Genomic DNA, 19,415 nt, shown 5'->3' with positions numbered 1-19,415 from the left:
CGCCATGCAGAGTCCGCTTTTCGCCTACAACGACCAGCAGACCCAGGACCGCTGGAGCCTGCAGAACAAGCAGATGCTCCGGCTCACCCTGGAAGGTCACGACGACATCCTCGCCCGCAAGGGCACGATGGTCGCCTACCAGGGCCTGGTCGAGTTCGACGCCGAGTTCCAGAGCAACAACCAGGGACGCGCGCGTGCCCACACCGGTGAGGGCCTGGACCTCATGCGCTGCCACGGGCAGGGCACGGTCTACCTCGCCAACCTCAAGCAGCACATCCACCTGATGGACGTCGACCAGGACGGGCTGACCGTCGACAGCAGCTATGTGCTGGCGATGGACTCCTCGCTGCACCACGAGGTCATCGCCGTGGACAGCCTGTACGGCATCTCCGGCTCCGGGAAGTACCAGCTCAACATCACCGGCCGCGGCAAGGTCGCCCTGATGACCTCCGGCATGCCGCTGATGATGCAGGTCACGCCCGACAAGTACGTCAACTGCGACGCCGACGCGATCGTCGCCTGGTCCACCGGCCTGCGCGTCCAGATGCAGGCCCAGACGCACTCCTCCGGGGTGTGGCGCCGCCGGGGCAACACCGGCGAGGGCTGGGAGCTCAGCTTCATGGGCAGCGGCTACGCGCTCGTGCAGCCCAGCGAGCTGCTGCCGCCGCAGAACGCCCAGATCGGCTCGGGCCTCGCCGCCCAGTACGGCATGGGTCAGCAGGGCGCGCGTGCCCAGAACCAGGGCAACGTCTGGAGCTGACGGACCGGACCGGTAAGGGGCGAGCACCATGGGTGATCGCCCCTTACGCGTTCACAGCCGCGCGCGGGTCGCGTCGAGCAGTCGTACGACGGACTCGTCGGCGACCTCCGCCACCTCGTCGTAGGCGAACCAGCGCAGGTCCAGGGACTCGTCGCTGATCGCTTCCAGCGCGCCGGGACGCGCCACGGCGGCGTACTGCACGTCCAGGTGCCAGGCGCACGGCGTCAGGTGGCGGTCCAGGCGCACCGGGCCGCCGGGCAGCAGGGTCAGGCCCGCGATGCCCGACTCCTCGGTGCCCTCGCGCAGGGCGGCCGCCGCCAGCGTCTCGTCCACGGGCTCGCAGTGACCGCCCATCTGCAGCCACATCCGCAGCTTCTTGTGGAGGGTCAGCAGCACCCGCCCGCGCGACGGGTCGATCACCAGGGCGCTCGCCGTGATGTGCCCGGCCTCGCAGGCCTTCCACATGCCGTCCGGATGGGCGGCGAGATGGTCCAGGTAGACCTGGCGCAGGTCGGCCTGGTCCTCGTAGCCCTTCAGCACGAGGACCGCGTCGTCGTACAGGCTCACTCGGTCTCGTCGTCCTCGGAGTCGTCCTTCTTCTTCAGATCGGGCTTGCCCGCCGCCTCGCCGAGCATCTTGTCCAGCTCGGAGAAGTCCAGCTGTTCGCGGTGGACGAAGCCGTCCGGGTCGTCCAGGTCGGTCGCCGTCGGCAGCATGTCCGGGTGGGCCCACAGGGCGTCCCGGCCGTCGACCCCGCGCGCGTCGGTGAGCGAGGCCCACAAACGCGAGGCGTCGCGCAGGCGGCGCGGGCGCAGCTCCAGACCGATCAGCGTGGCGAACGTCTGCTCGGCAGGACCGCCCGAGGCGCGGCGGCGGCGCAGGGTCTCGCGCAGCGCGTCGGCGGACGACAGCCGCGGCTTCGCGGCCGCGTGCACCACCGCGTCCACCCAGCCCTCGACCAGCGCGAGCGCCGTCTCCAGACGGGCCAGGGCGGCCTTCTGCTCGGGCGTGTCCTCCGGCTGGAACATGCCCTGCTGAAGGGCGTCCTGCAGCTGTTCGGGGTTCTGCGGGTCGAACTGGCCGACCACGTCCTCCAGCTTGGCGGTGTCGACCTTGATCCCGCGCGCGTAGCCGTCGACCGCGCCGAACAGGTGCGAGCGCAGCCACGGCACGTGCGCGAACAGGCGCTGGTGGGCGGCCTCGCGCAGGGCGAGATACAGCCGCACCTCCTCCTTGGGCACGCCCAGGTCCTTGCCGAACGCCTCGACGTTGACCGGCAGCAGCGCGGCCTTCCCGGCCGGGCCGAGCGGCAGGCCGATGTCGGTGGAGCCGACGACCTCGCCCGCGAGCACGCCGACGGCCTGCCCGATCTGCGTGCCGAACATGGCGCCGCCCATGGAGCGCATCATGCCGATCAGCGGGCCGGCCATGGCCTGCATCTCCTCCGGCAGGACGTCACCCATGGCGGTGCCGACGCGCTCCGCGACCGGGTCCACGAGCTCCTTCCAGGCCGGCAGGGTCGCCTCGACCCACTCCGCGCGGGACCAGGCCACGGCGGAGCCGGCGCCGGACGGCAGCGAGGTGGCGTCGTCGAGCCACAGGTCCGCCAGGCGGACGGCCTCCTCGACGGCGGAGCGCTCGGCGGGCCCGACGCTCGAGTCCTTGGTGCCGTCCGACGTGCCCTGGGAGACCGTCTGGCGGGCGATCTGCTTGGCCATGTCCCAGTTCACCGGGCCGCCCTCGTACGAGAGCATCTGGCCCAGCTGCTGGAACGCGGCGCCCAGGTCGGTGGGGTTCAGGGAACCGAACATGGCGGCGAACGGGTTGTCGGCGCCCGGACCGCCGGGGCCACCGAAGCCACCGGCTCCGGGCAGCCCGCCGAAACCGAACGGGTTGGCCGGGCCCTGACCACCACCGCTCTGCTGGTCCTTCTTCTTGCCCTCGTCGCCGTCGTCCGGCTCCTCCGGCGGAAGGCCGAATCCGAATGGGGTGTCACTCACGGGATTCCTCGGCTGGTAAGGCCGCCGGTTTCACTCCGGCGGCGCGACTGCCCGATAACACCACCCAGCGTAGACACCACGGGCGCTCGGGGCCTCGGTGCTTCGCCGACAGTCGGCCTGCGGCAGGATGGATGCCACCTGGTACGTACGCGTCACTCGCGTCCGTACTGAAGACAACCGCTGGAGACGCCCGGTGAGTTCCCCTGATCCGCAGGTTCGCGCAGCGCGAAACCAGTCAACCAGTCCCGCCCCCCGCGGGCCCGTCGTGGCGGTCACCGGTGCCGCGTCCGGCGTAGGAGCCCTGCTCACCGAGCGGCTGGCCGCGTCGGAGGAGATCAAGCAGGTCATCGCCATCGACGAGCGGCGCGGCGAGTGCGCGGGTGCGCAGTGGCACATCCTGGATGTGCGGGATCCGGCCATCGCGGAGAAGCTGCGGGGGGCCGATGTGGTGGTCCATCTGGCCCTCGACCTCGATCTGGAGACCGACGGTGCCGCCCGGACGGCGTACAACGTCCGGGGGACCCAGACCGTGCTGACGGCCGCGGCGGCCGCCGGCGTGCACCGGGTCGTGCTGTGCACGTCCTCCATGGTCTACGGCGCCCTGCCCGACAACGAGCTGCCGCTGTCGGAGGACGCCGAGCTGCGGGCGACTGCCGAGGCGACGGGCGTGGGGGACCTGCTGGAGGTCGAGCGGCTCGCGCGGCGGGCTCCGCGGGCGCATCCCGGGCTGAATGTGACCGTGGTGCGGCCCGCGGTGCTGGTGGGCGGCACGGACACCGCGCTGACCAGGTACTTCGAGTCTCCCCGGCTGCTGGTCGTGGCCGGTTCGCGGCCCGCGTGGCAGTTCTGCCATGTCGAGGACCTGGTGAGCGCTCTGGAGTACGCCGTCCTGGAGAAGGTCGACGGCGAGCTCGCCGTCGGGTGCGACGGGTGGCTGGAGCAGGAGGAGGTCGAGGAGCTGAGCGGGATCCGCCGGATGGAGCTGCCGTCCGCGGTCGCGCTGGGCGCGGCGGCTCGCCTGCACCGGATCGGGCTCACTCCGTCTCCGGCCGGGGATCTCGCGTACACGATGTACCCCTGGGTGGTGAGCGGGAGCCGGCTGCACGACGCGGGGTGGCGGCCGCGGTGGACGAACGAGGAGGTGCTGGCCGAGCTGCTGGAGGAGGTGGCCGGGCGGCACACGGTGGCCGGGCGGCGGCTGGGTCGGAAGGACGCGACGGCTGCGGGTGCCGCGGGTGCGACGGTGGCGCTGCTCGGCGCGGCGGCGGTCGTGCGGCGGGCCCGGAAGGCACGGCGCCGGATCTGACGGGGCCGGATCGGGCTGGGCCGGGTCTGTCGATCGGGGCCGGGTCGGTCGAGGCCGGGTGGTGCGGGGCTGGGTGGGACGGGACCTGGTGGGGCCGCACGGCGCCCGCAGCCACGTGGGTCCTGTAGGAGGCTCCAAAGCCGCACGCGTGTGTGCCGGGTGATTTCGGTATTCCCCGCCGTCGCGCGCGTGCGGCACGATGGAGGCATGGCACCCATGAACGATCACCCCGGTGAGCAGGCCGCGCAGGATCCCATCAAGCTGCTCTCCATCAGGGAGACCGCGCTCTCGCTCGACGAGGTCTTCCGTGCCGTGGGGGACGATGCCGCCGGGGGGACCGCCCTGTTCGTCGGGACCGTGCGGAACCACGACGGGGGTGCCGACGTCGACGAGCTCGGATACTCCTGCCATCCCAGTGCCGAGAGCGAGATGCGGCGGATCGCCGAGAAGGTCGTCGCGGAGTTCCCGGTGCGCGCCCTCGCCGCCGTGCACCGCGTCGGGGACCTCGGGGTCGGCGATCTCGCCGTCGTCGTCGCCGTGTCCTGTCCCCACCGGGGCGAGGCCTTCGAGGCCTGCCGGAAGCTGATCGACGATCTCAAGCACGAGGTGCCGATCTGGAAGCACCAGAAGTTCTCCGACGGCACCGAGGAGTGGGTCGGGGCCTGCTGACGGGACCCCGCCGGGTACCCCCACCCCCCTCCGGTTGCGTAACCGCACCCCTGGGCCGAGCGTTGTCAGTGCGGATGGTTAATCTGCTGATCAGTCAGTTGCGGTCGCTCAATGGGGTTGGGAGGACGGCATGGCGGCGCTCGCCTGGTTGCTGATTCCGCTTGTAGCTGCGATCGGCGCCGGTCTGTGGGGCAGTTGGGCCAACCGGACCCGCAGGGTCCGCGGCGACGGTCCCGAGCTGGACGGATACGCCCGCTTCCGTGCCGCCATGGAGAAGACGCGGCCCTGACGGGACGCTGACAGGACCGTCCCGTACTGTCGAGGCATGCCACGCCGCACCGCGACGATGCTCGCCTCCACCCTGATGCTGATCGCGCTTCTGTGCGCGGGAGTGTTCATCCCCGTGCCGTACTCGGAGATGTCCCCGGGGCCGACGGTGAACACGCTCGGGGACCACGACGGCGAGCCGGTGCTCCAGATCTCGGGCCGCAAGACGTACGCCACCAGCGGCCACCTGAACATGACCACGGTCCGGGTGACCAGCGCCGACTACAAGATGAACCTCGTCGAGGCCGTCTACGGCTGGCTCGCGCACGACAACAAGGTCGTCCCGCACGAGACGCTCTACCCGGACGGCAAGACCGAGGAGCAGTCCACCCAGGAGAACGCCGAGGAGTTCAGCCAGTCCCAGGAGAGCGCGAAGGTCGCGGCCCTGGAGGCGCTGGACATCCCCGTGCAGTCCTGGGTGATCGTCTCCACCGTCGTCAAGGACTCCCCGGCCGAGGGCAAGCTGCACGCCGGCGATGTGATCAAGGCGGTCGACGGCACCGCAGTGAAGGAGCCGGCGGACGTGGCCGAACTGGTCACGAAGCACAAGCCCGGCGAGGACGTGCGGTTCACGATCGTGCCCGCCAAGGAGCAGGCCGCGGCCGAGAAGGAGCAGCGGGCCCCGGTCAAGACGGAGAAGGTCACGATCACCACCGCGACCTCCGACGACGCCGGCGAGAAGCGGGCCATCGTCGGGATCTCCGCCGGGACCGACCACACCTTCCCGTTCACCATCGACATCAAGCTCGCCGACGTGGGCGGGCCGAGCGCGGGTCTGATGTTCGCGCTCGGCATCTACGACAAGCTCACCCCGGGCAGCCTGACCGGCGGCTCCTTCGTGGCCGGAACCGGCACCATCGACGACGACGGCAAGGTCGGCCCCATCGGCGGCGTCGAGATGAAGACCGTGGGCGCCCGGGACAAGGGCGCCCAGTACTTCCTGACGCCGGCCGACAACTGCGCGGCCGCCGCCAAGGACACCCCCGACGGGCTCACCCTCGTCAAGGTCGGCACCATCGACGACGCGCTCGGCGCCCTGGCGGACATCCGCTCCGGCGACACCGCCGACCTGCCGAAGTGCTCCGCGAGCTAGTGCCTGACGCGGCACTAGCGGCCCGTCCGGCGGATCACGCCGCAGCCGCCCGCACCCGCGACTACTCCTCGAACGTCGCCGCCAGCGCCTCCGCCAGCCCCGGCACCAGGTCCGAGCCGGTGAGGACCTCCGTCGGCGAGTCCTTCTCCCGCAGCCGCAGGGCCGACTCGCGAGTGCCGTCCCGCAGGACGGCGACGGTCATCCGGACCTCCTGACGCTCCGGGTGCCGGGCCACCCACTTCGTCAGCGCGGCCTCGTCCAGGTCCTTCGGAACCTGGGCCTCCGCCGACGGCGGCAGCATCAGGCGCTCCACCGTGAGGGCGCAGCCGACGACCGCGTCGGGCCAGGCGATGGTGCCGAGGAACTCGTCGAGCGGCTTGCCCGTTGGAATCTCATCCTGCTCGATGGGGGTCAGGCCGGAGTTCTCCTGTTCGCCCTCCAGGCCGAGCTGGGCGGCGAGGCCGGGTTCCTGGGCCCGCAGCCGTGCGGTGTCTACGAGGGCGAACAGACGGGCGGGCTGGTCCCAGCCGAGGCCGGAGGCGTACTCGTCGATCTCGAGCACGGCCCGGGTGAGCGGGCTCGCCGCCATGGGAGTGTTGGACATGGTCACAATCCTGCCTCGTTCCCACCCGGAATCGGGAACCGAGTAAAGCGTGAGTAAGTTGCATAGGTGTGGGCCTACGATCACGAGGCCCCCCGGAGGGCCCGAAAAGGCAAGGGCCTGACGGATCGACAGCGAACTTCGAGGTGCGCACCTTGGCTTTCCAGATGCCGGACCGCGGCGGAGGCCCGACGGGGCCACGGATCAGAGTGGGCCGCCCGTCCCGGCGTGTCCGGACCCTGCTCATGACGCTGGGCGTCCTTGCCGTACTCGGCATGGCGTTCACCATGTTCGCGGGCTTCTGGACGGACTGGCTCTGGTACCGCTCGGTGAACTACTCGTCCGTCTTCACCACCACCCTGTGGACGAAGATCGGTCTCTTCTTCGTCTTCGGCCTGCTCATGGCCCTCTCGGTCGGCTTCAACATCTGGCTGGCCCACCGGCTGCGCCCGCCGCTGAGCGCCATGTCGATGGAGCAGCAGAGCCTCGACCGGTACCGGATGGGCATCGCGCCGTACAAGAGGTGGCTGCTGCTCGGGATCACCGCGCTGGTCGGGCTGATCGCCGGTGCCTCCGCGTCGGGGCAGTGGCGGACCTGGCTGATGTGGGTCAACGGCGTGTCGTTCGGGCAGAAGGACCCCCAGTTCGATCTGGACGTCTCCTTCTACGCCTTCGACCTGCCCTGGTACCGCTTCCTGCTCGGGTTCGGCTTCGCCGCCGCGATCCTGTCCCTGATCGCCGCCGCGCTGACCCACTACCTGTACGGCGGGCTGCGCATCACCAGCCCCGGCGCGCGTGCCACCGCCGCGGCCACCGGGCATCTGTCGGTGCTGCTCGGCATCTTCGTCGCGTTGAAGGCGGTCGCCTACTGGCTCGACCGGTACGGCCTGGCCGTGAAGTCGAGCGACTTCAAGGCGACGGACAACTGGACGGGCCTCAGGTACGTCGACGCCAACGCCTATCTGCCGGCCAAGACGATCCTGTTCTGCATCGCGGTCATCTGCGCCCTGCTGTTCTTCGCCACCCTGTGGCGGCGCACCTGGCAGCTGCCCGTCATCGGCTTCGGCCTGATGGTGCTCTCGGCGATCCTCATCGGCGGTCTGTACCCGGCGATCGTCCAGAAGTTCCAGGTCCAGCCGAACGAGCAGGCCAAGGAAGCGCCGTACGTCAAGAAGAACCTCGAGGCGACCCGCAAGGCGTACGGCATCGACGACGCCAAGGTCACCGAGTACTCGGGGCAGAGCAACACCGACGACAAGACCAAGCTGCGGGACGACGTCGACAAGACCGCGTCCATCCGCATCATGGACCCGAACGTCGTCTCGCCGACCTTCCAGCAGCTCCAGCAGATCCGGAACTACTACGGCTTCCCGACCAACCTGGACGTCGACCGGTACAGCAAGGACGGCAAGGACCAGGACACCGTCATCGGTCTGCGTGAGCTGAACCTCAACGGCATCCCGAAGAACAACTGGATCAACGACCACTTCCGCTACACGCACGGCTACGGCGTGGTCGCCGCCGAGGGAACCAGCGCCGACTCCCAGGGCCGCCCGGTCTTCACCGAGTCCGACCTGCCCTCCAAGGGCGACCTCGGCCAGTACCAGCAGCGTGTCTACTACGGTGAGAAGACCACCGAGTACTCGATCGTCGGCGGTCCCCAGAAGGAGATCGACTACTCCGACGACAGCGGCGAGAAGACCTACAGCTACGAGGGCAAGAGCGGGGTCAACCTCTCCAACCCGATCAACCGCGCCGCCTACGCGGTGTCGTTCAGCGAGCCGCAGATCCTGTACTCCGGGGCGATCGGCGAGGGTTCGCGGATCCTCTACAACCGCACGCCCAAGGAGCGGGTCGAGGCGGTCGCGCCGTGGCTGACCATCGACGGTGACGCCTACCCGGCGGTCGTGGACGGCAAGATCCAGTGGATCGTCGACGCCTACACGACCACCAACGGCTATCCGTACGCCTCGCGGACCACCCTCGGGGACACGACGGCCGACTCGCTGACCGCGACGAACGACTCCCGCGCGGTGGTGGCCCAGCAGAACCAGGTCAACTACATCCGCAACTCGGTGAAGGCGACCGTCGACGCGTACAGCGGCGAGGTCAAGCTCTACCAGTGGGACACCCAGGACCCGGTCCTGAAGACCTGGATGAAGGCCTTCCCGAACACGGTGGAGCCCAAGAGCGACATCTCCGAGTCGCTGATGGCCCATCTGCGTTACCCGCAGGACCTGTTCAAGGTGCAGCGCGAGCTGCTCACCCGCTACCACGTGGACGACGCGAACACCTTCCTCAGCGGCAGCGAGGTGTGGCAGGTGCCGGACGACCCGACCAACAAGGCGGGCGACGCGGTGCCTCCGTACTACCTGAGCATGAGGATGCCCGACCAGCAGTCACAGGTGTTCTCGCTGACGACGACGTTCACGCCGAACGGCCGGGACAACCTCAGCGCGTTCATGGCCGTGGACGCGGAAGCGGGCACCAGTGACTACGGCAAGATCAGAATCCTGAAACTGCCGACGAACACCACCGTCAACGGACCCAAACAGGTCCAGAGCCAATTCAACTCCGAACAGGACATCGCCGAGACGATCAGTCTCCTCAGCAGAGGCGACTCGAACGTCGAGTACGGCAACCTGCTCGCGGTGCCACTGGACGGCGGGCTCCTGTACGTCGAACCCGTCTACGTCCGCGGTGGCGGGCTCAAGTACCCGCTGCTGCGCAAGGTGTTGGTGACCTACGGCGGCAGTACCGCCTTCGAGGACACCCTCGACCAGGCCCTCAACAAGGTGTTCGGGGCCGAGGGAACGACCCCCGAGCCACCGGAGGACGGCGAGGACGGCACCGACAAGCCGACGCCACCGCCGACGACCGACGACCCCACGGTCCAAGAGGCGTTGAACGACGCCCAGAAGGCCTTCGAGGACGGTCAGCAGGCGCTGAAGGACGGCGACTGGGAGGCGTACGGCAAGGCCCAGGAGGAACTGGAGGACGCCCTGCGCCGGGCCGAGGACGCGCAGGCCGGCGACTCCGGTGACGGTGGTGACGGCGGCGGCGCGAGTCCCAGCCCCACCTCCAGCCCGGACAGCGGCTGATCAAGCCCACCCCGCGCCGTGATACGGTTGCAACACAACGGCGCGGGGTGGAGCAGCTCGGTAGCTCGCTGGGCTCATAACCCAGAGGTCGCAGGTTCAAATCCTGTCCCCGCTACTGATTGCGAAGGCCCGGATCCTGATCAAGGATCCGGGCCTTCGTGATGTGCGAACGCATGTGCCGGGGGGCGGTACCGCCGCGCCCCTGTGGGGAGTTGGGGGAACTGTGTTTGACTTGTCTCTCTGTGGGCATGTCGACAAAACGCTGAAGTGACCTCACTGGCTGCGGTATACCAGGTGTACCCAGGTTGCAGGTGGTGCGACGATGGACGTTATGGGGGACAAGGCAACTCTGTTGGAGACAGGGCCTTTTGTGCAGTCTTCCGACCCGGACGAGGCCGGTGAGGCTGCCGAGGAGCTGCGCCTGCGACTTGCCGCCGAGGCCGGTGACGCCGAGGCGATGAGCGTCCTCGGCGCGATGCTGCTGCGCCGCGGTGATCTCGACGGAGCCGAGCCCCAGTTGCGTGCCGCCACCGCCGCGGGCGACCGGGCCGCCGCCAACAATCTGGGAGTCCTCCTCCATCAGCGCGGGTACGCCGACGAGGCCGCGGGCTGGTGGCGGATCGCCGCCGTCGCCGGATCGGCCGCGGCCGCGCACGCGCTGGGCCGGCATCACCGTGAGCGCGGCGACGAGCCGGCCGCCGAATACTGGCTGCGCCAGTCCGCCGAACAGGGACACGCGCTCGGCGCGTACGCGCTCGCCGATCTGCTGGAGCACCGCGGCGACGCCGGAGCCGAGCAGTGGATGCGGGCGGCGGCCGAGCGGGGGCACCGGGAGGCCGCGTACCGGCTGGCGCGAGCGCTGGACCGGCGGGCCGCGGGGGAGGCCGACGGTGACAACGGTGTCGAGGACGCGGACGACTCCGTGGCGGAGGCCGAGCAGTGGTACCGGCAGGCCGCCGCGCGCGGTCACCGGCGGGCCGCGTTGCATCTCGGCGCGATCCTGGAGCGGCGCGGGGAGCTCAAGGAGGCCGGCCGCTGGTACCTGACGTCCGCCAAGGACGGCGAGGCACGGGCCGCCTGCGCCCTCGGGTTCCTGCTGCGGGACGCCGGGGACGAGGAGAGCGCCGCCGTGTGGTGGCTGCGGGCCGCTCAAGAGGGCGACGGGAACGCGGCGAACGCGCTGGGCGCGCTGCACGCCGAGCGGGGCCAGACCCAGACCGCCGAGCGGTGGTACCGGGCCGCGATGGACGCCGGTGACGTGAACGGCGCGTACAACCTCGGGCTGCTCTGCGCCGAGCAGGGACGGACCGCGCAGGCGGAGCAGTGGTACCGCCGGGCCGCGTACGCCGGGCACCGGGAGGCAGCGAACGCGCTGGCGATCCTGCTGCTCCAGGGCGGCGACGCGGGCGGCGCCGAGCCCTGGTTCTCCAAGGCCGCGGAGGCGGGGAGCGTGGACGCCGCCTTCAACCTCGGGATCCTGTTCGCCGGGCGGGGCGAGAGTGCCGTCGCGCTGCGCTGGTACGAGCGGGCGGCCGCCGCCGGACACACGGAGGCCGCGCTCCAGGTCGGTATCGCCCTGCTGCGGGACGGTGACGACGCCGAGGCCGAGCGGCATCTGCGGTGCGCGGCGGGAGGCGGCAGCGCGGAGGCGGCGTACCGGCTGGCCACCGTGCTCGACGCCCGGCGCCCCGCGGAGCCCGCTCACGAGTTGGGGGAGCCGGTGCACTGCCCGAAGACCGAGTGCGAGGAGTGGTACGAGCGGGCGGCCGGGCAGGGGCACCGTCGGGCGCAGGTGCGGGTGGGGATGCTCGCCGCCGCGCGGGGCGATGTCGTGGAGGCGGCCCGCTGGTACCGGGAGGCGGCGGAGGCCGGCTCCCGCAACGGCGCCTTCAACCTGGGACTGCTGCTCGCCCGGGAGGGGAGCGAGCCGGAGGCGGCCGTGTGGTGGACACGGGCCGCCGACGCCGGTCACGGTCGGGCGGCGTTGCGGCTGGCCCTGGTCTACGCGCGTCGCGGCGAGCTGGCGGAGGGGCAGAGATGGGCGGACCGCGCGGTGGCCCTGGGGCCCGGGGAGGTCACGGAGCGCGCGGCACGGCTGCGGGACGCGCTGCGGGAGGAGCTGTCGGCGTAGGGCAGGGCGGGGGCGGGATTCCGTGTGGCGGACCGCGTGGAGTCCCCGCTGGTGAGGCGGACCGACCTGCTACCGACCTGCTTCTCTGCCAGTGGTCCGGGGGCGTCCCCAGGGAAAACGCAGCGCGATTTGCCTCCGTCCGCGTCCTTGACGTAACGTTGCATTCACCGACGCGGGGTGGAGCAGCTCGGTAGCTCGCTGGGCTCATAACCCAGAGGTCGCAGGTTCAAATCCTGTCCCCGCTACTGAAGGCCAAGGGCCGGAATCCGAAAGGGTTCCGGCCCTTGGTGTTTCCCGTGCGGTGTCCCCACGCGCCGGCAGAAGCCCAAGCAAAAGCCCCGGCACCGATTCGGTCGGTGCCGGGGCTCCTCGCGGGCGTCTGTGGGGGTGGTTACGCGGCCGCCGCGCAGTTGGGGCAGAGGCCCCGGTAGGTCACCTCGACGTCCGAGACCGTGAAGCCGAAGCGCTCGGAGGAGGGCAGGTCGGCGAGCGGGTTCCCGGTCGGGTGGACGTCCCGGATCGCGCCGCACTGGGCGCAGACCAGGTGGTGGTGCGGCCGGTGCGCGTTCGGGTCGTACCGCTTGGCGCGCTTGTCGGTGGCGACCTCGAGCACCTCGCCGAGGGAGACCAGCTCGCCCAGCGTGTTGTAGACGGTCGCCCGGGAGATCTCGGGCAGTTTGGCGACAGCCCTGGCGTGGACCTCGTCGGCCGTCAGGTGGACGTGTTCGCCGTCGAGGACCTCGGCCACGACGCGCCGCTGCGCGGTCATCCGCCATCCACGTCCGCGCAGCCGTTCCAGAAGGTCACTCATGCGCTACAGCCTAACAGCAGGGGGACCAGGTCCCGAATGGGTGTGACTTTGGAACCTTATTTGACTTAGACATTGTCCATTGTAGGATCGGGAACGGCTTTAGCCAAGGGACAGGAACGGCTTCAGCCGTGGAACAGCAAGCAGGAGGCGCACGTGACGCAGGGACCGCTCACTACGGAAGCCGGTGCACCGGTGGCCGACAACCAGAACAGCGAGACCGCGGGCGTCGGTGGCCCCGTGCTCGTGCAGGACCAGCTCCTTCTGGAGAAGCTGGCCCACTTCAACCGTGAGCGCATTCCGGAGCGTGTGGTGCACGCCCGCGGCGCCGGTGCCTACGGCACCTTCACGGTGACCGCCGATGTCACGCCGTACACGCGTGCCGCCTTCCTCTCCGAGGTGGGCAAGCAGACCGAGACCTTCCTGCGTTTCTCCACGGTCGCGGGCAACCTCGGTGCGGCCGACGCGGTGCGCGATCCGCGTGGCTGGGCGCTGAAGTTCTATACCGAGGAGGGCAACTACGACCTCGTCGGCAACAACACCCCGGTGTTCTTCATCAAGGACGCCATCAAGTTCCCCGACTTCATCCACACCCAGAAGCGCGACCCGTACACGGGCTCGACCGAGGCGGACAACGTCTGGGACTTCTGGAGTCTGAGCCCTGAGTCCACCCACCAGGTGACCTGGCTGTTCGGCGACCGCGGCATCCCGGCGTCCTACCGCCACATGGACGGCTTCGGCTCGCACACGTTCCAGTGGAACAACGAGGCCGGTGAGGTCTTCTGGGTCAAGTACCACTTCAAGACCGACCAGGGCATCAAGAACCTCACCCAGGCCGAGGCCAACCGGCTCGCCGGTGAGGACCCCGACTCCCACCAGCGCGATCTGCGCGAGGCCATCGAGCGGGGCGAGTTCCCGAGCTGGACCGTGTACGTCCAGATCATGCCGGCGGCCGAGGCGGCGAACTACCGCTTCAACCCCTTCGACCTCACCAAGGTGTGGCCGCACGCGGACTACCCGCGCATCGAGATCGGCAAGCTGGAACTCAACCGCAACCCGGAGAACGTCTTCGCCGAGGTCGAGCAGTCGATCTTCAGTCCGGCGCACTTCGTGCCCGGCATCGGCCCGTCCCCGGACAAGATGCTCCAGGGCCGTCTCTTCGCCTACGGCGACGCCCACCGCTACCGCGTCGGCATCAACGCGGACCACCTCCCGGTGAACCGCCCGCACGCCACCGAGGCGCGCACCAACTCCCGTGACGGCTTCCTCTACGACGGCCGCCACGGCGGGGCGAAGAACTACGAGCCGAACAGCTTCGGCGGCCCGGCGCAGACCGGCCGCCCGCTGTGGCAGTCGTACGACGGTTTCGGCGGCGGCACGGGCAACCACCCGGCGCCGGTGCACGCCGAGGACGACGACTTCGTGCAGGCGGGCAACCTGTACCGGCTGATGTCCGACGACGAGAAGGAGCGCCTGATCGACAACCTGGCGGGCTTCATCGCCAAGGTCTCCCGGACGGAGATCGTCGAGCGGGCGATCGGCAACTTCCGCAACGCGGACGAGGACTTCGGCAAGCGGCTGGAGGCCGCGGTCCAGGCCCTGCGCGGCTGATCATCACACCAGCACTGGATCGCTTGCCGAAGCGGGCCGGACCCCGGGACACGGGGTCCGGCCCGTTCGCGTCTACGCCGGGATCCGCTGCCGCAGGGGTGCCCAGCAGCGGATGATGTCGCGGACCGAGACGATGCCGACGGGTTCGTCGTGGTCGAGAACGATCAGATGGCGGAAGCCGCCGTGCGCCATCGCGTGGGCCGCCTCCTCCAGCGTCCAGGCCGGGGCCGCGAACACCACGTCGGTGGTGGTGTGGGCGTGGGCGCACTCCGAGTCCGGGTTCTGGCCGAGGCCGACGGATACCAGGATGTCGCGTTCGGTGATGATGCCGATCCCGCCGGCGTCGGGATCGAGGACGACGGCGGCGCCCACCCTGCGGGTGGACATCAGCGCGGCGGCCTGGCGAAGGGTGTGGGTGGGGCCGATGGTGAGGACCACGGTGCTCATGGCGTCGCGGACGAGCATGGATGCAGCCACCTCCTGAGGGGGGGGTTCCCGGGCCCCCTTGTTCACGGTTTCACAAGTTCACAAGGGGCGGGACTCTCAGAGTGGCAGGCAAAGAGAGGGTCAACAAGGGGGCGCGTGAGGCTCAGTAGCGCGCGTTCAGGTAGCCCAGGAGCTCGTCGTGGAGGAGGCCGTTCGAGGCGGCCGCGTTGCCGCTGTGCGGGCCCGGGCGACCGTCGAGGCCGGTGAAGGTGCCGCCCGCCTCGGTGACGACGATGGCGGTTGCGGCCATGTCCCACAGGGAGAGTTCCGGTTCGGCGCAGAGGTCGACGGAGCCCTCGGCGACCATCATGTACGGCCAGAAATCGCCGTACGCGCGCGTGCGCCAGACCTCGCGGGTGAGGTCGAGGAAGCCGTTCAGGCGCCCCCGCTCCTCCCAGCCGCTGAGAGAGGAGTACGCGAAGGAGGCGTCGCTCAGCTTCGAGACGCCGGAGACCTTCAGCCGGGTCGCGGAGGACAGGCTGCGGCCGGTGAAGGCGCCGTGGCCCTTGGCGGCCCACCAGCGCCGGCCGAGGGCGGGGGCGGAGACGACACCGACGACCGGCTGGAAGCCGCCTTCGGCCGCCTCCATCAGCGCGATGAGGGTGGCCCAGACGGGGACGCCCCGCACGTAGTTCTTGGTGCCGTCGATGGGGTCGATGACCCAGCGGCGGGGTCCGGTGCCCTCCACGCCGTACTCCTCGCCCAGGATCGCGTCGCGGGGGCGGGCGCGCTGGAGCTGGCCGCGGATGAGCTCCTCGGCCGCCTTGTCCGCTTCGCTGACCGGGGTCATGTCCGGCTTGGTCTCGACCTTGAGGTCGAGCGCCTTGAAGCGGTCCATGGTGGCCGCGTCGGCGGCGTCCGCGAGGACGTGGGCGAGGCGGAGGTCGTCAAGGTAGTCCGGCATGTGACGAACGGTATCCGCCGGGGGTCACGCGGGGCCACCGGGGCCGGAGTGTGGACCGCGGGCGGGACAGGGGGCGCCCTGGGGCGAGCCGGGCGCCGGGGCAGTGCGCTCGCGAACCCTTGACAGTGCCGTCATGCGCGTCAAATCTGGGCGCAGAGCCGGGGCCCTGGGAGGCGACGATGCCTGCAGCACGGGAATCTCTGCTGGATGCCGCTTATACGGCGCTCGCGCGTCGGTCTTGGTCTGCCGTCCGGATGGTGGACGTGGCCGCGGCGGCCGGGGTCTCGCGGCAGACCCTCTACAACGAGTTCGGGAGCAAGGAAGGGCTCGCCCGGGCGCTGGTGCGGAGGGAGGCCGACTCCTATCTCGCCGGTGTGGAGCGGGCGTTGAACACCCAGTCCGACGCCCGGGACCGGCTCACCGCCACCGCCGAGTGGACCACCACGGCCGCGCGCGACAACGCCCTGGTCCGCGCCATGCTCACCGGCTGCTGGAGCGAGCGGCTGCCCGCGCCCACGCTGTCGGCCGTCCCGTCCTCCTCCGCCGTACCGGCCCAGCGTCGCGCGGACGGCCCGCTGCCCTCGCCCGGTGACTTCGTGGCCATCGTCCGCGACCGTGCCGTGGCCGCGCTGGCGGGACCGGGCGCCAACAAGGACGGCGGGGAGTTGGCCCGGTCCTGCGAGTTGGTCGTCCGGATCGCGCTGTCCTGCGTGGTCGCCCCGCCCGGTGAGGGAGGCGTCGCCGATCTCGTGCGCACGGCGCTGCTCCGGCAGTTACCGGTCGGCTGATGGTCGGGCCGTCGCCGCCTAGTGCGCCGAGCCCGACAATTGGAGTCCGACGACCCCCACGATCACCAGGCTGATCGACACGATCTTCAGCGTCGAGACGATGTCGCCCAGGAAGATCATCCCGTAGATCGCGGTGCCGGCGGCGCCGATGCCGGTCCACACCGCGTACGCCGGGCCGACGTCGAGCTTCTTCAGCGACAGGGTCAGCAGTCCGAAGCTGCCGAGCGCGAAGATGCAGAACGCGATCGTCGGCCAGAGTCTCGTGAAGCCGTGGGAGAGTTTCAGACACACCGCGAAGCCGGTTTCCAGGAACCCCGCCACGATGACCAGCAGCCACGCCATGTGCTGTCCTCCCGTATCCCCACGAACTGTGACCGCTTCATCAGGCTTTGGTCAGGCTTGGTTCCGGCTCGGTGCGATTATGCCCTTACCGGACTCGTGCGGAGTCAAACAACGCGGAGGTCAGTCGCCTTCCTTGCGCTCCCGGGTGGCCAGCAATCGCCGCAGCGAGTACAGCCGCGCGGGGTCCGCGTGACCCTCGGCGACCCAGTCGTCGAGAGCGCAGTCCGGCTCGTCATGACTGCACGCGCGCGGGCAGCCCTCGGTTCCCGCTTCCAGGTCCGGGAAGGCGTGGATCACCCGGGACGGATCGATGTGGGCGAGGCCGAAGGACCGTACGCCCGGGGTGTCCACGACCCAGCCCTCGGCGCCGTCGAGGGGGAGGGCCAGGGCGGAGGTGGTGGTGTGCCGGCCGCGGCCCGTCACCGCGTTCACATGGCCGGTCAGCCGGCGGCGCTCCTCGGGCACCAGCGCGTTCACCAAGGTCGTCTTGCCGACTCCCGAGTGGCCGACGAACGCCGTTACCCGGCCGTCCAGTTCGGCGCGCACCCGCTCCGCCGCGTTTCCGGTCTCCAGCTCCGCGCGGCTCGTGACGACGAACGGGATGTCCAGATCGCCGTACAGCTCAAGGATCTTGTCGGGCGGGGCGAGGTCCGACTTGGTCAGCACCAGCAGCGGTTCGAGACCGCCGTCGTAGGCCGCCACCAGGCAGCGGTCGATCAGTCGCGGGCGCGGTTCGGGGTCGGCGAGGGCGGTGACGATGGCCAGTTGGTCGGCGTTGGCCACGACCACCCGCTCGTACGGGTCATCGTCGTCCGCCGTGCGCCGCAGCACCGACGTGCGCTCCTCGATGCGGACGATCCGCGCGAGGGTGTCCTTCTTGCCGGACATGTCCCCGACGAGGGCCACCCGGTCGCCGACCACCGCCGCTTTACGGCCGAGTTCGCGGGCCTTCATCGCCAGTACCACCCGGTCCTCGACCAGGCAGGTCAGCCGGCCCCGGTCCACGGTGAGCACCAGCCCCTCGGCCGCGTCCTCGTGCTTGGGGCGGATGTTCGTACGCGGCCGGTTGCCCTTGCGATTGGGGCGGCTGCGGATGTCGTCCTCGTCGGTGTGCTTGCCGTAGCGGCGCATGATCCTGGTCCGCCCGTCAGTTCCCGAGCATCCCGGCCCACAGTTCGGGGAAGTCCGGCAGCGTCTTGGCCGTCGTCGCCACGTTCTCGATCTGCACGCCCTCCACGGCCAGGCCGATGATCGCGCCGGCGGTGGCCATGCGGTGGTCCTCGTAGGTGTGGAAGATCCCGCCGTGCAGGCGGCGCGGGCGGATGTGCAGTCCGTCGGCGGTCTCGGTGACGTCACCGCCGAGTTCGTTGATCTCCTTGGTGAGCGCGGCCAGCCGGTCCGTCTCGTGCAGCCGCAGATGCGCGACCCCGCGCAGGGTCGAGGGGGAGTCCGCCAGGGCGGCGACCGCCGCGATGCCCGGGGTCAGCTCGCCGACGTCGCCCAGGTCCACGTCGATGCCGTGCACGGCACCCGATCCGGTGAACTCAAGGCCGTACTCGGTGAGTTCGCAGGAACCACCCATCTCGGTGAAGATCTCGCGCAGCCGGTCACCCGGCTGGGTGGTGCGGGACGGCCAGTCGGGGATCAGCACCTTGCCGCCGGTGACCAGGGCGGCCGCCAGGAACGGCTGGGCGTTGGAGAGGTCCGGCTCGATCGTCAGGTCCCGGCCGAGCAGGGCGCCCGGGGTGACCCGCCAGACGTTCGGCTCGCCGCCCGACTCGGGGGTGTCCACCTGGGCGCCGACCGCGCGCAGCATGTCCACCGTCATGCGGATGTGCGGCATCGAGGGCAGGGTGGAGCCGGTGTGGCGGACCTCGACGCCCTGGTTGAAGCGCGGGCCCGAGAGCAGCAGCGCCGAGACGAACTGCGACGAGGAGGAGGCGTCGATCTCGACCGGACCGCCGTCCAGGGCGCCGCCGCCGTGCACGGTCAGCGGCAGCGCGCCGCGCCCGTCGTCGTCGATCCGGGCGCCGAGCACACGCAGCGCGTCGATGACGCCGTTGAGGGGGCGCTCGTACGACCTCGGGTCGCCGTCGAAGCGGATGGGGCCGTCGGCGAGGGCGGCCACGGGGGGCAGGAAGCGCATCACGGTGCCGGCGTTGCCGACGTCCACGGTGGCGGGGCCCCGCAGGCCCGTGGGCAGGACGCGCCAGGCCTCGCCGGAGCCGTCCGGGCCGACGCCCTCCTCGATCTCGACGCCCATGGCGCGCAGGGCGCCGAGCATCAGGAGGGTGTCGCGAGAGCGGAGGGGACGGCGGAGCCAGCCGGGTTCACTGGCGAGGGCCGCGAGCACGAGGGCTCGGTTCGTGACCGACTTGGACCCGGGCACGTGGACGGTCGCGTCGACGGCACCGCGCGCGTGAGGGGCGGGCCAGAGGGCGTTTTGTGCGTGGTTCGGGGCCATGGACCCACTCTATAAGCAGGCCGT

General features: G+C 70.5%; 18 protein-coding genes and 2 tRNA genes. 11 read left to right on the top strand and 9 right to left on the bottom strand.

Translation table 11 applies throughout. The features are described from left to right. Positions 1-4 precede the first annotated feature (4 nt). Positions 5-760 carry an AIM24 family protein gene (locus ACWDRW_RS04820; protein WP_451720115.1) on the top strand — a complete coding sequence of 252 codons (756 nt, stop codon included), beginning with the start codon at positions 5-7 and terminating at the stop codon, positions 758-760. 51 nt (positions 761-811) lie between these two features. On the opposite strand, the gene ACWDRW_RS04815 is transcribed toward ACWDRW_RS04820, so the two are convergent. After that, positions 812-1,327 carry an NUDIX hydrolase gene (locus tag ACWDRW_RS04815; RefSeq protein WP_451720112.1) on the bottom strand — a complete coding sequence of 172 codons (516 nt, stop codon included), beginning with the start codon at positions 1,325-1,327 and terminating at the stop codon, positions 812-814. Continuing rightward, positions 1,324-2,760 carry a zinc-dependent metalloprotease gene (locus ACWDRW_RS04810; RefSeq protein ID WP_451720110.1) on the bottom strand — a complete coding sequence of 479 codons (1,437 nt, stop codon included), beginning with the start codon at positions 2,758-2,760 and terminating at the stop codon, positions 1,324-1,326. Before ACWDRW_RS04810 ends, ACWDRW_RS04815 begins: the two co-directional genes overlap by 4 nt. 193 nt (positions 2,761-2,953) lie before the next feature. On the opposite strand from ACWDRW_RS04810, the gene ACWDRW_RS04805 reads away from it, so the two are divergent. From ACWDRW_RS04805 to ACWDRW_RS04790, 4 genes are all read left to right on the top strand, one after another. Next, positions 2,954-4,066: an SDR family oxidoreductase gene (locus tag ACWDRW_RS04805; protein ID WP_451720108.1), complete on the top strand. Its 1,113-nt coding sequence runs from the start codon at positions 2,954-2,956 to the stop codon at positions 4,064-4,066. A gap of 207 nt (positions 4,067-4,273) precedes the next feature. After that, complete coding sequence (locus ACWDRW_RS04800) at positions 4,274-4,735, top strand: molybdenum cofactor biosynthesis protein MoaE (protein WP_451720105.1); 462 nt, start codon at positions 4,274-4,276, stop codon at positions 4,733-4,735. 130 nt (positions 4,736-4,865) lie between these two features. Beyond that, the gene (locus ACWDRW_RS04795) at positions 4,866-5,024 is read left to right on the top strand and encodes a hypothetical protein (RefSeq protein WP_451720103.1); all 159 of its coding nucleotides are present in this window, start codon (positions 4,866-4,868) and stop codon (positions 5,022-5,024) included. 36 nt (positions 5,025-5,060) lie between these two features. Beyond that, entirely contained in the window at positions 5,061-6,155 is a 1,095-nt protein-coding gene (locus ACWDRW_RS04790) for a YlbL family protein (RefSeq protein WP_451720101.1), read from the top strand. Positions 6,156-6,216: 61 nt separating this feature from the next. Here the strand turns inward: ACWDRW_RS04790 and ACWDRW_RS04785 are convergent, their stop codons facing one another. Continuing rightward, a complete protein-coding gene (locus ACWDRW_RS04785; protein ID WP_451720099.1) occupies positions 6,217-6,759 on the bottom strand; it encodes a PPA1309 family protein in 543 nt (180 codons plus the stop codon). A 164-nt stretch (positions 6,760-6,923) separates the two neighbouring features. On the opposite strand from ACWDRW_RS04785, the gene ACWDRW_RS04780 reads away from it, so the two are divergent. The 4 genes from ACWDRW_RS04780 to ACWDRW_RS04765 all read left to right on the top strand — a co-directional run bounded on the left by ACWDRW_RS04780 (position 6,924) and on the right by ACWDRW_RS04765 (position 12,233). Beyond that, positions 6,924-9,857, top strand: coding sequence for a UPF0182 family membrane protein (locus ACWDRW_RS04780; RefSeq protein WP_451720371.1), 2,934 nt, complete (start codon positions 6,924-6,926; stop codon positions 9,855-9,857). Between the two features lie 41 nt (positions 9,858-9,898). After that, positions 9,899-9,972, top strand: a tRNA-Met gene (locus ACWDRW_RS04775). Positions 9,973-10,179: 207 nt separating this feature from the next. Then, a complete protein-coding gene (locus tag ACWDRW_RS04770; protein WP_451720096.1) occupies positions 10,180-11,988 on the top strand; it encodes a tetratricopeptide repeat protein in 1,809 nt (602 codons plus the stop codon). Positions 11,989-12,159: 171 nt separating this feature from the next. Next, positions 12,160-12,233 (top strand) — tRNA-Met (locus tag ACWDRW_RS04765). Between the two features lie 146 nt (positions 12,234-12,379). Here the strand turns inward: ACWDRW_RS04765 and ACWDRW_RS04760 are convergent. Continuing rightward, positions 12,380-12,799, bottom strand: a complete 420-nt coding sequence (locus ACWDRW_RS04760) for a Fur family transcriptional regulator (RefSeq protein WP_451720093.1) — start codon at positions 12,797-12,799, stop codon at positions 12,380-12,382. 153 nt (positions 12,800-12,952) lie between these two features. Here ACWDRW_RS04760 and ACWDRW_RS04755 point away from each other — a divergent pair, with 153 nt between their 5' ends. Continuing rightward, a complete protein-coding gene (locus tag ACWDRW_RS04755; protein WP_451720091.1) occupies positions 12,953-14,407 on the top strand; it encodes a catalase in 1,455 nt (484 codons plus the stop codon). 72 nt (positions 14,408-14,479) lie between these two features. Here the strand turns inward: ACWDRW_RS04755 and ACWDRW_RS04750 are convergent, their stop codons facing one another. After that, positions 14,480-14,872, bottom strand: coding sequence for a CBS domain-containing protein (locus ACWDRW_RS04750; protein WP_451720088.1), 393 nt, complete (start codon positions 14,870-14,872; stop codon positions 14,480-14,482). A 124-nt stretch (positions 14,873-14,996) separates the two neighbouring features. Beyond that, on the bottom strand, positions 14,997-15,797 hold the full coding sequence (gene hisN, locus ACWDRW_RS04745; protein ID WP_451720086.1) for a histidinol-phosphatase: 801 nt from the start codon (positions 15,795-15,797) through the stop codon (positions 14,997-14,999). Positions 15,798-15,976: 179 nt separating this feature from the next. Here hisN and ACWDRW_RS04740 point away from each other — a divergent pair, with 179 nt between their 5' ends. Then, positions 15,977-16,585, top strand: a complete 609-nt coding sequence (locus ACWDRW_RS04740) for a TetR/AcrR family transcriptional regulator (protein ID WP_451720083.1) — start codon at positions 15,977-15,979, stop codon at positions 16,583-16,585. A gap of 18 nt (positions 16,586-16,603) precedes the next feature. On the opposite strand, the gene ACWDRW_RS04735 is transcribed toward ACWDRW_RS04740, so the two are convergent. The 3 genes from ACWDRW_RS04735 to aroA all read right to left on the bottom strand — a co-directional run bounded on the left by ACWDRW_RS04735 (position 16,604) and on the right by aroA (position 19,391). Then, complete coding sequence (locus ACWDRW_RS04735) at positions 16,604-16,927, bottom strand: DMT family transporter (protein WP_451720080.1); 324 nt, start codon at positions 16,925-16,927, stop codon at positions 16,604-16,606. A 120-nt stretch (positions 16,928-17,047) separates the two neighbouring features. Then, complete coding sequence (gene rsgA / locus ACWDRW_RS04730; protein ID WP_451720077.1) at positions 17,048-18,058, bottom strand: ribosome small subunit-dependent GTPase A; 1,011 nt, start codon at positions 18,056-18,058, stop codon at positions 17,048-17,050. A 16-nt stretch (positions 18,059-18,074) separates the two neighbouring features. Continuing rightward, a complete protein-coding gene (aroA, locus tag ACWDRW_RS04725; protein WP_451720074.1) occupies positions 18,075-19,391 on the bottom strand; it encodes a 3-phosphoshikimate 1-carboxyvinyltransferase in 1,317 nt (438 codons plus the stop codon). Between the last annotated feature and the right edge of the window lie 24 nt (positions 19,392-19,415).

It is taken from the genome of Streptomyces sp. NPDC003635 (assembly GCF_053587635.1).
The sequence above is the reverse complement of the archived record's forward strand: the minus strand, read 5'-3'. Positions and strand labels throughout refer to the sequence as shown.

What these genes read in the sequence shown, in the direction of transcription:
- ACWDRW_RS04820 (WP_451720115.1), top strand. Translation starts at nt 5, where the DNA reads ATGCAGAGTCCGCTTTTCGCCTACAACGACCAGCAGACCCAGGACCGC.
- ACWDRW_RS04800 (WP_451720105.1), top strand. Translation starts at nt 4,274, where the DNA reads ATGGCACCCATGAACGATCACCCCGGTGAGCAGGCCGCGCAGGATCCC.
- ACWDRW_RS04795 (WP_451720103.1), top strand. Translation starts at nt 4,866, where the DNA reads ATGGCGGCGCTCGCCTGGTTGCTGATTCCGCTTGTAGCTGCGATCGGC.
- ACWDRW_RS04790 (WP_451720101.1), top strand. Translation starts at nt 5,061, where the DNA reads ATGCCACGCCGCACCGCGACGATGCTCGCCTCCACCCTGATGCTGATC.
- ACWDRW_RS04785 (WP_451720099.1), bottom strand. Translation starts at nt 6,759, where the DNA reads ATGTCCAACACTCCCATGGCGGCGAGCCCGCTCACCCGGGCCGTGCTC.
- ACWDRW_RS04780 (WP_451720371.1), top strand. Translation starts at nt 6,924, where the DNA reads ATGCCGGACCGCGGCGGAGGCCCGACGGGGCCACGGATCAGAGTGGGC.
- ACWDRW_RS04770 (WP_451720096.1), top strand. Translation starts at nt 10,180, where the DNA reads ATGGACGTTATGGGGGACAAGGCAACTCTGTTGGAGACAGGGCCTTTT.
- ACWDRW_RS04760 (WP_451720093.1), bottom strand. Translation starts at nt 12,799, where the DNA reads ATGAGTGACCTTCTGGAACGGCTGCGCGGACGTGGATGGCGGATGACC.
- ACWDRW_RS04750 (WP_451720088.1), bottom strand. Translation starts at nt 14,872, where the DNA reads ATGCTCGTCCGCGACGCCATGAGCACCGTGGTCCTCACCATCGGCCCC.
- hisN (WP_451720086.1), bottom strand. Translation starts at nt 15,797, where the DNA reads ATGCCGGACTACCTTGACGACCTCCGCCTCGCCCACGTCCTCGCGGAC.
- ACWDRW_RS04740 (WP_451720083.1), top strand. Translation starts at nt 15,977, where the DNA reads ATGCCTGCAGCACGGGAATCTCTGCTGGATGCCGCTTATACGGCGCTC.
- ACWDRW_RS04735 (WP_451720080.1), bottom strand. Translation starts at nt 16,927, where the DNA reads ATGGCGTGGCTGCTGGTCATCGTGGCGGGGTTCCTGGAAACCGGCTTC.
- rsgA (WP_451720077.1), bottom strand. Translation starts at nt 18,058, where the DNA reads ATGCGCCGCTACGGCAAGCACACCGACGAGGACGACATCCGCAGCCGC.
- aroA (WP_451720074.1), bottom strand. Translation starts at nt 19,391, where the DNA reads ATGGCCCCGAACCACGCACAAAACGCCCTCTGGCCCGCCCCTCACGCG.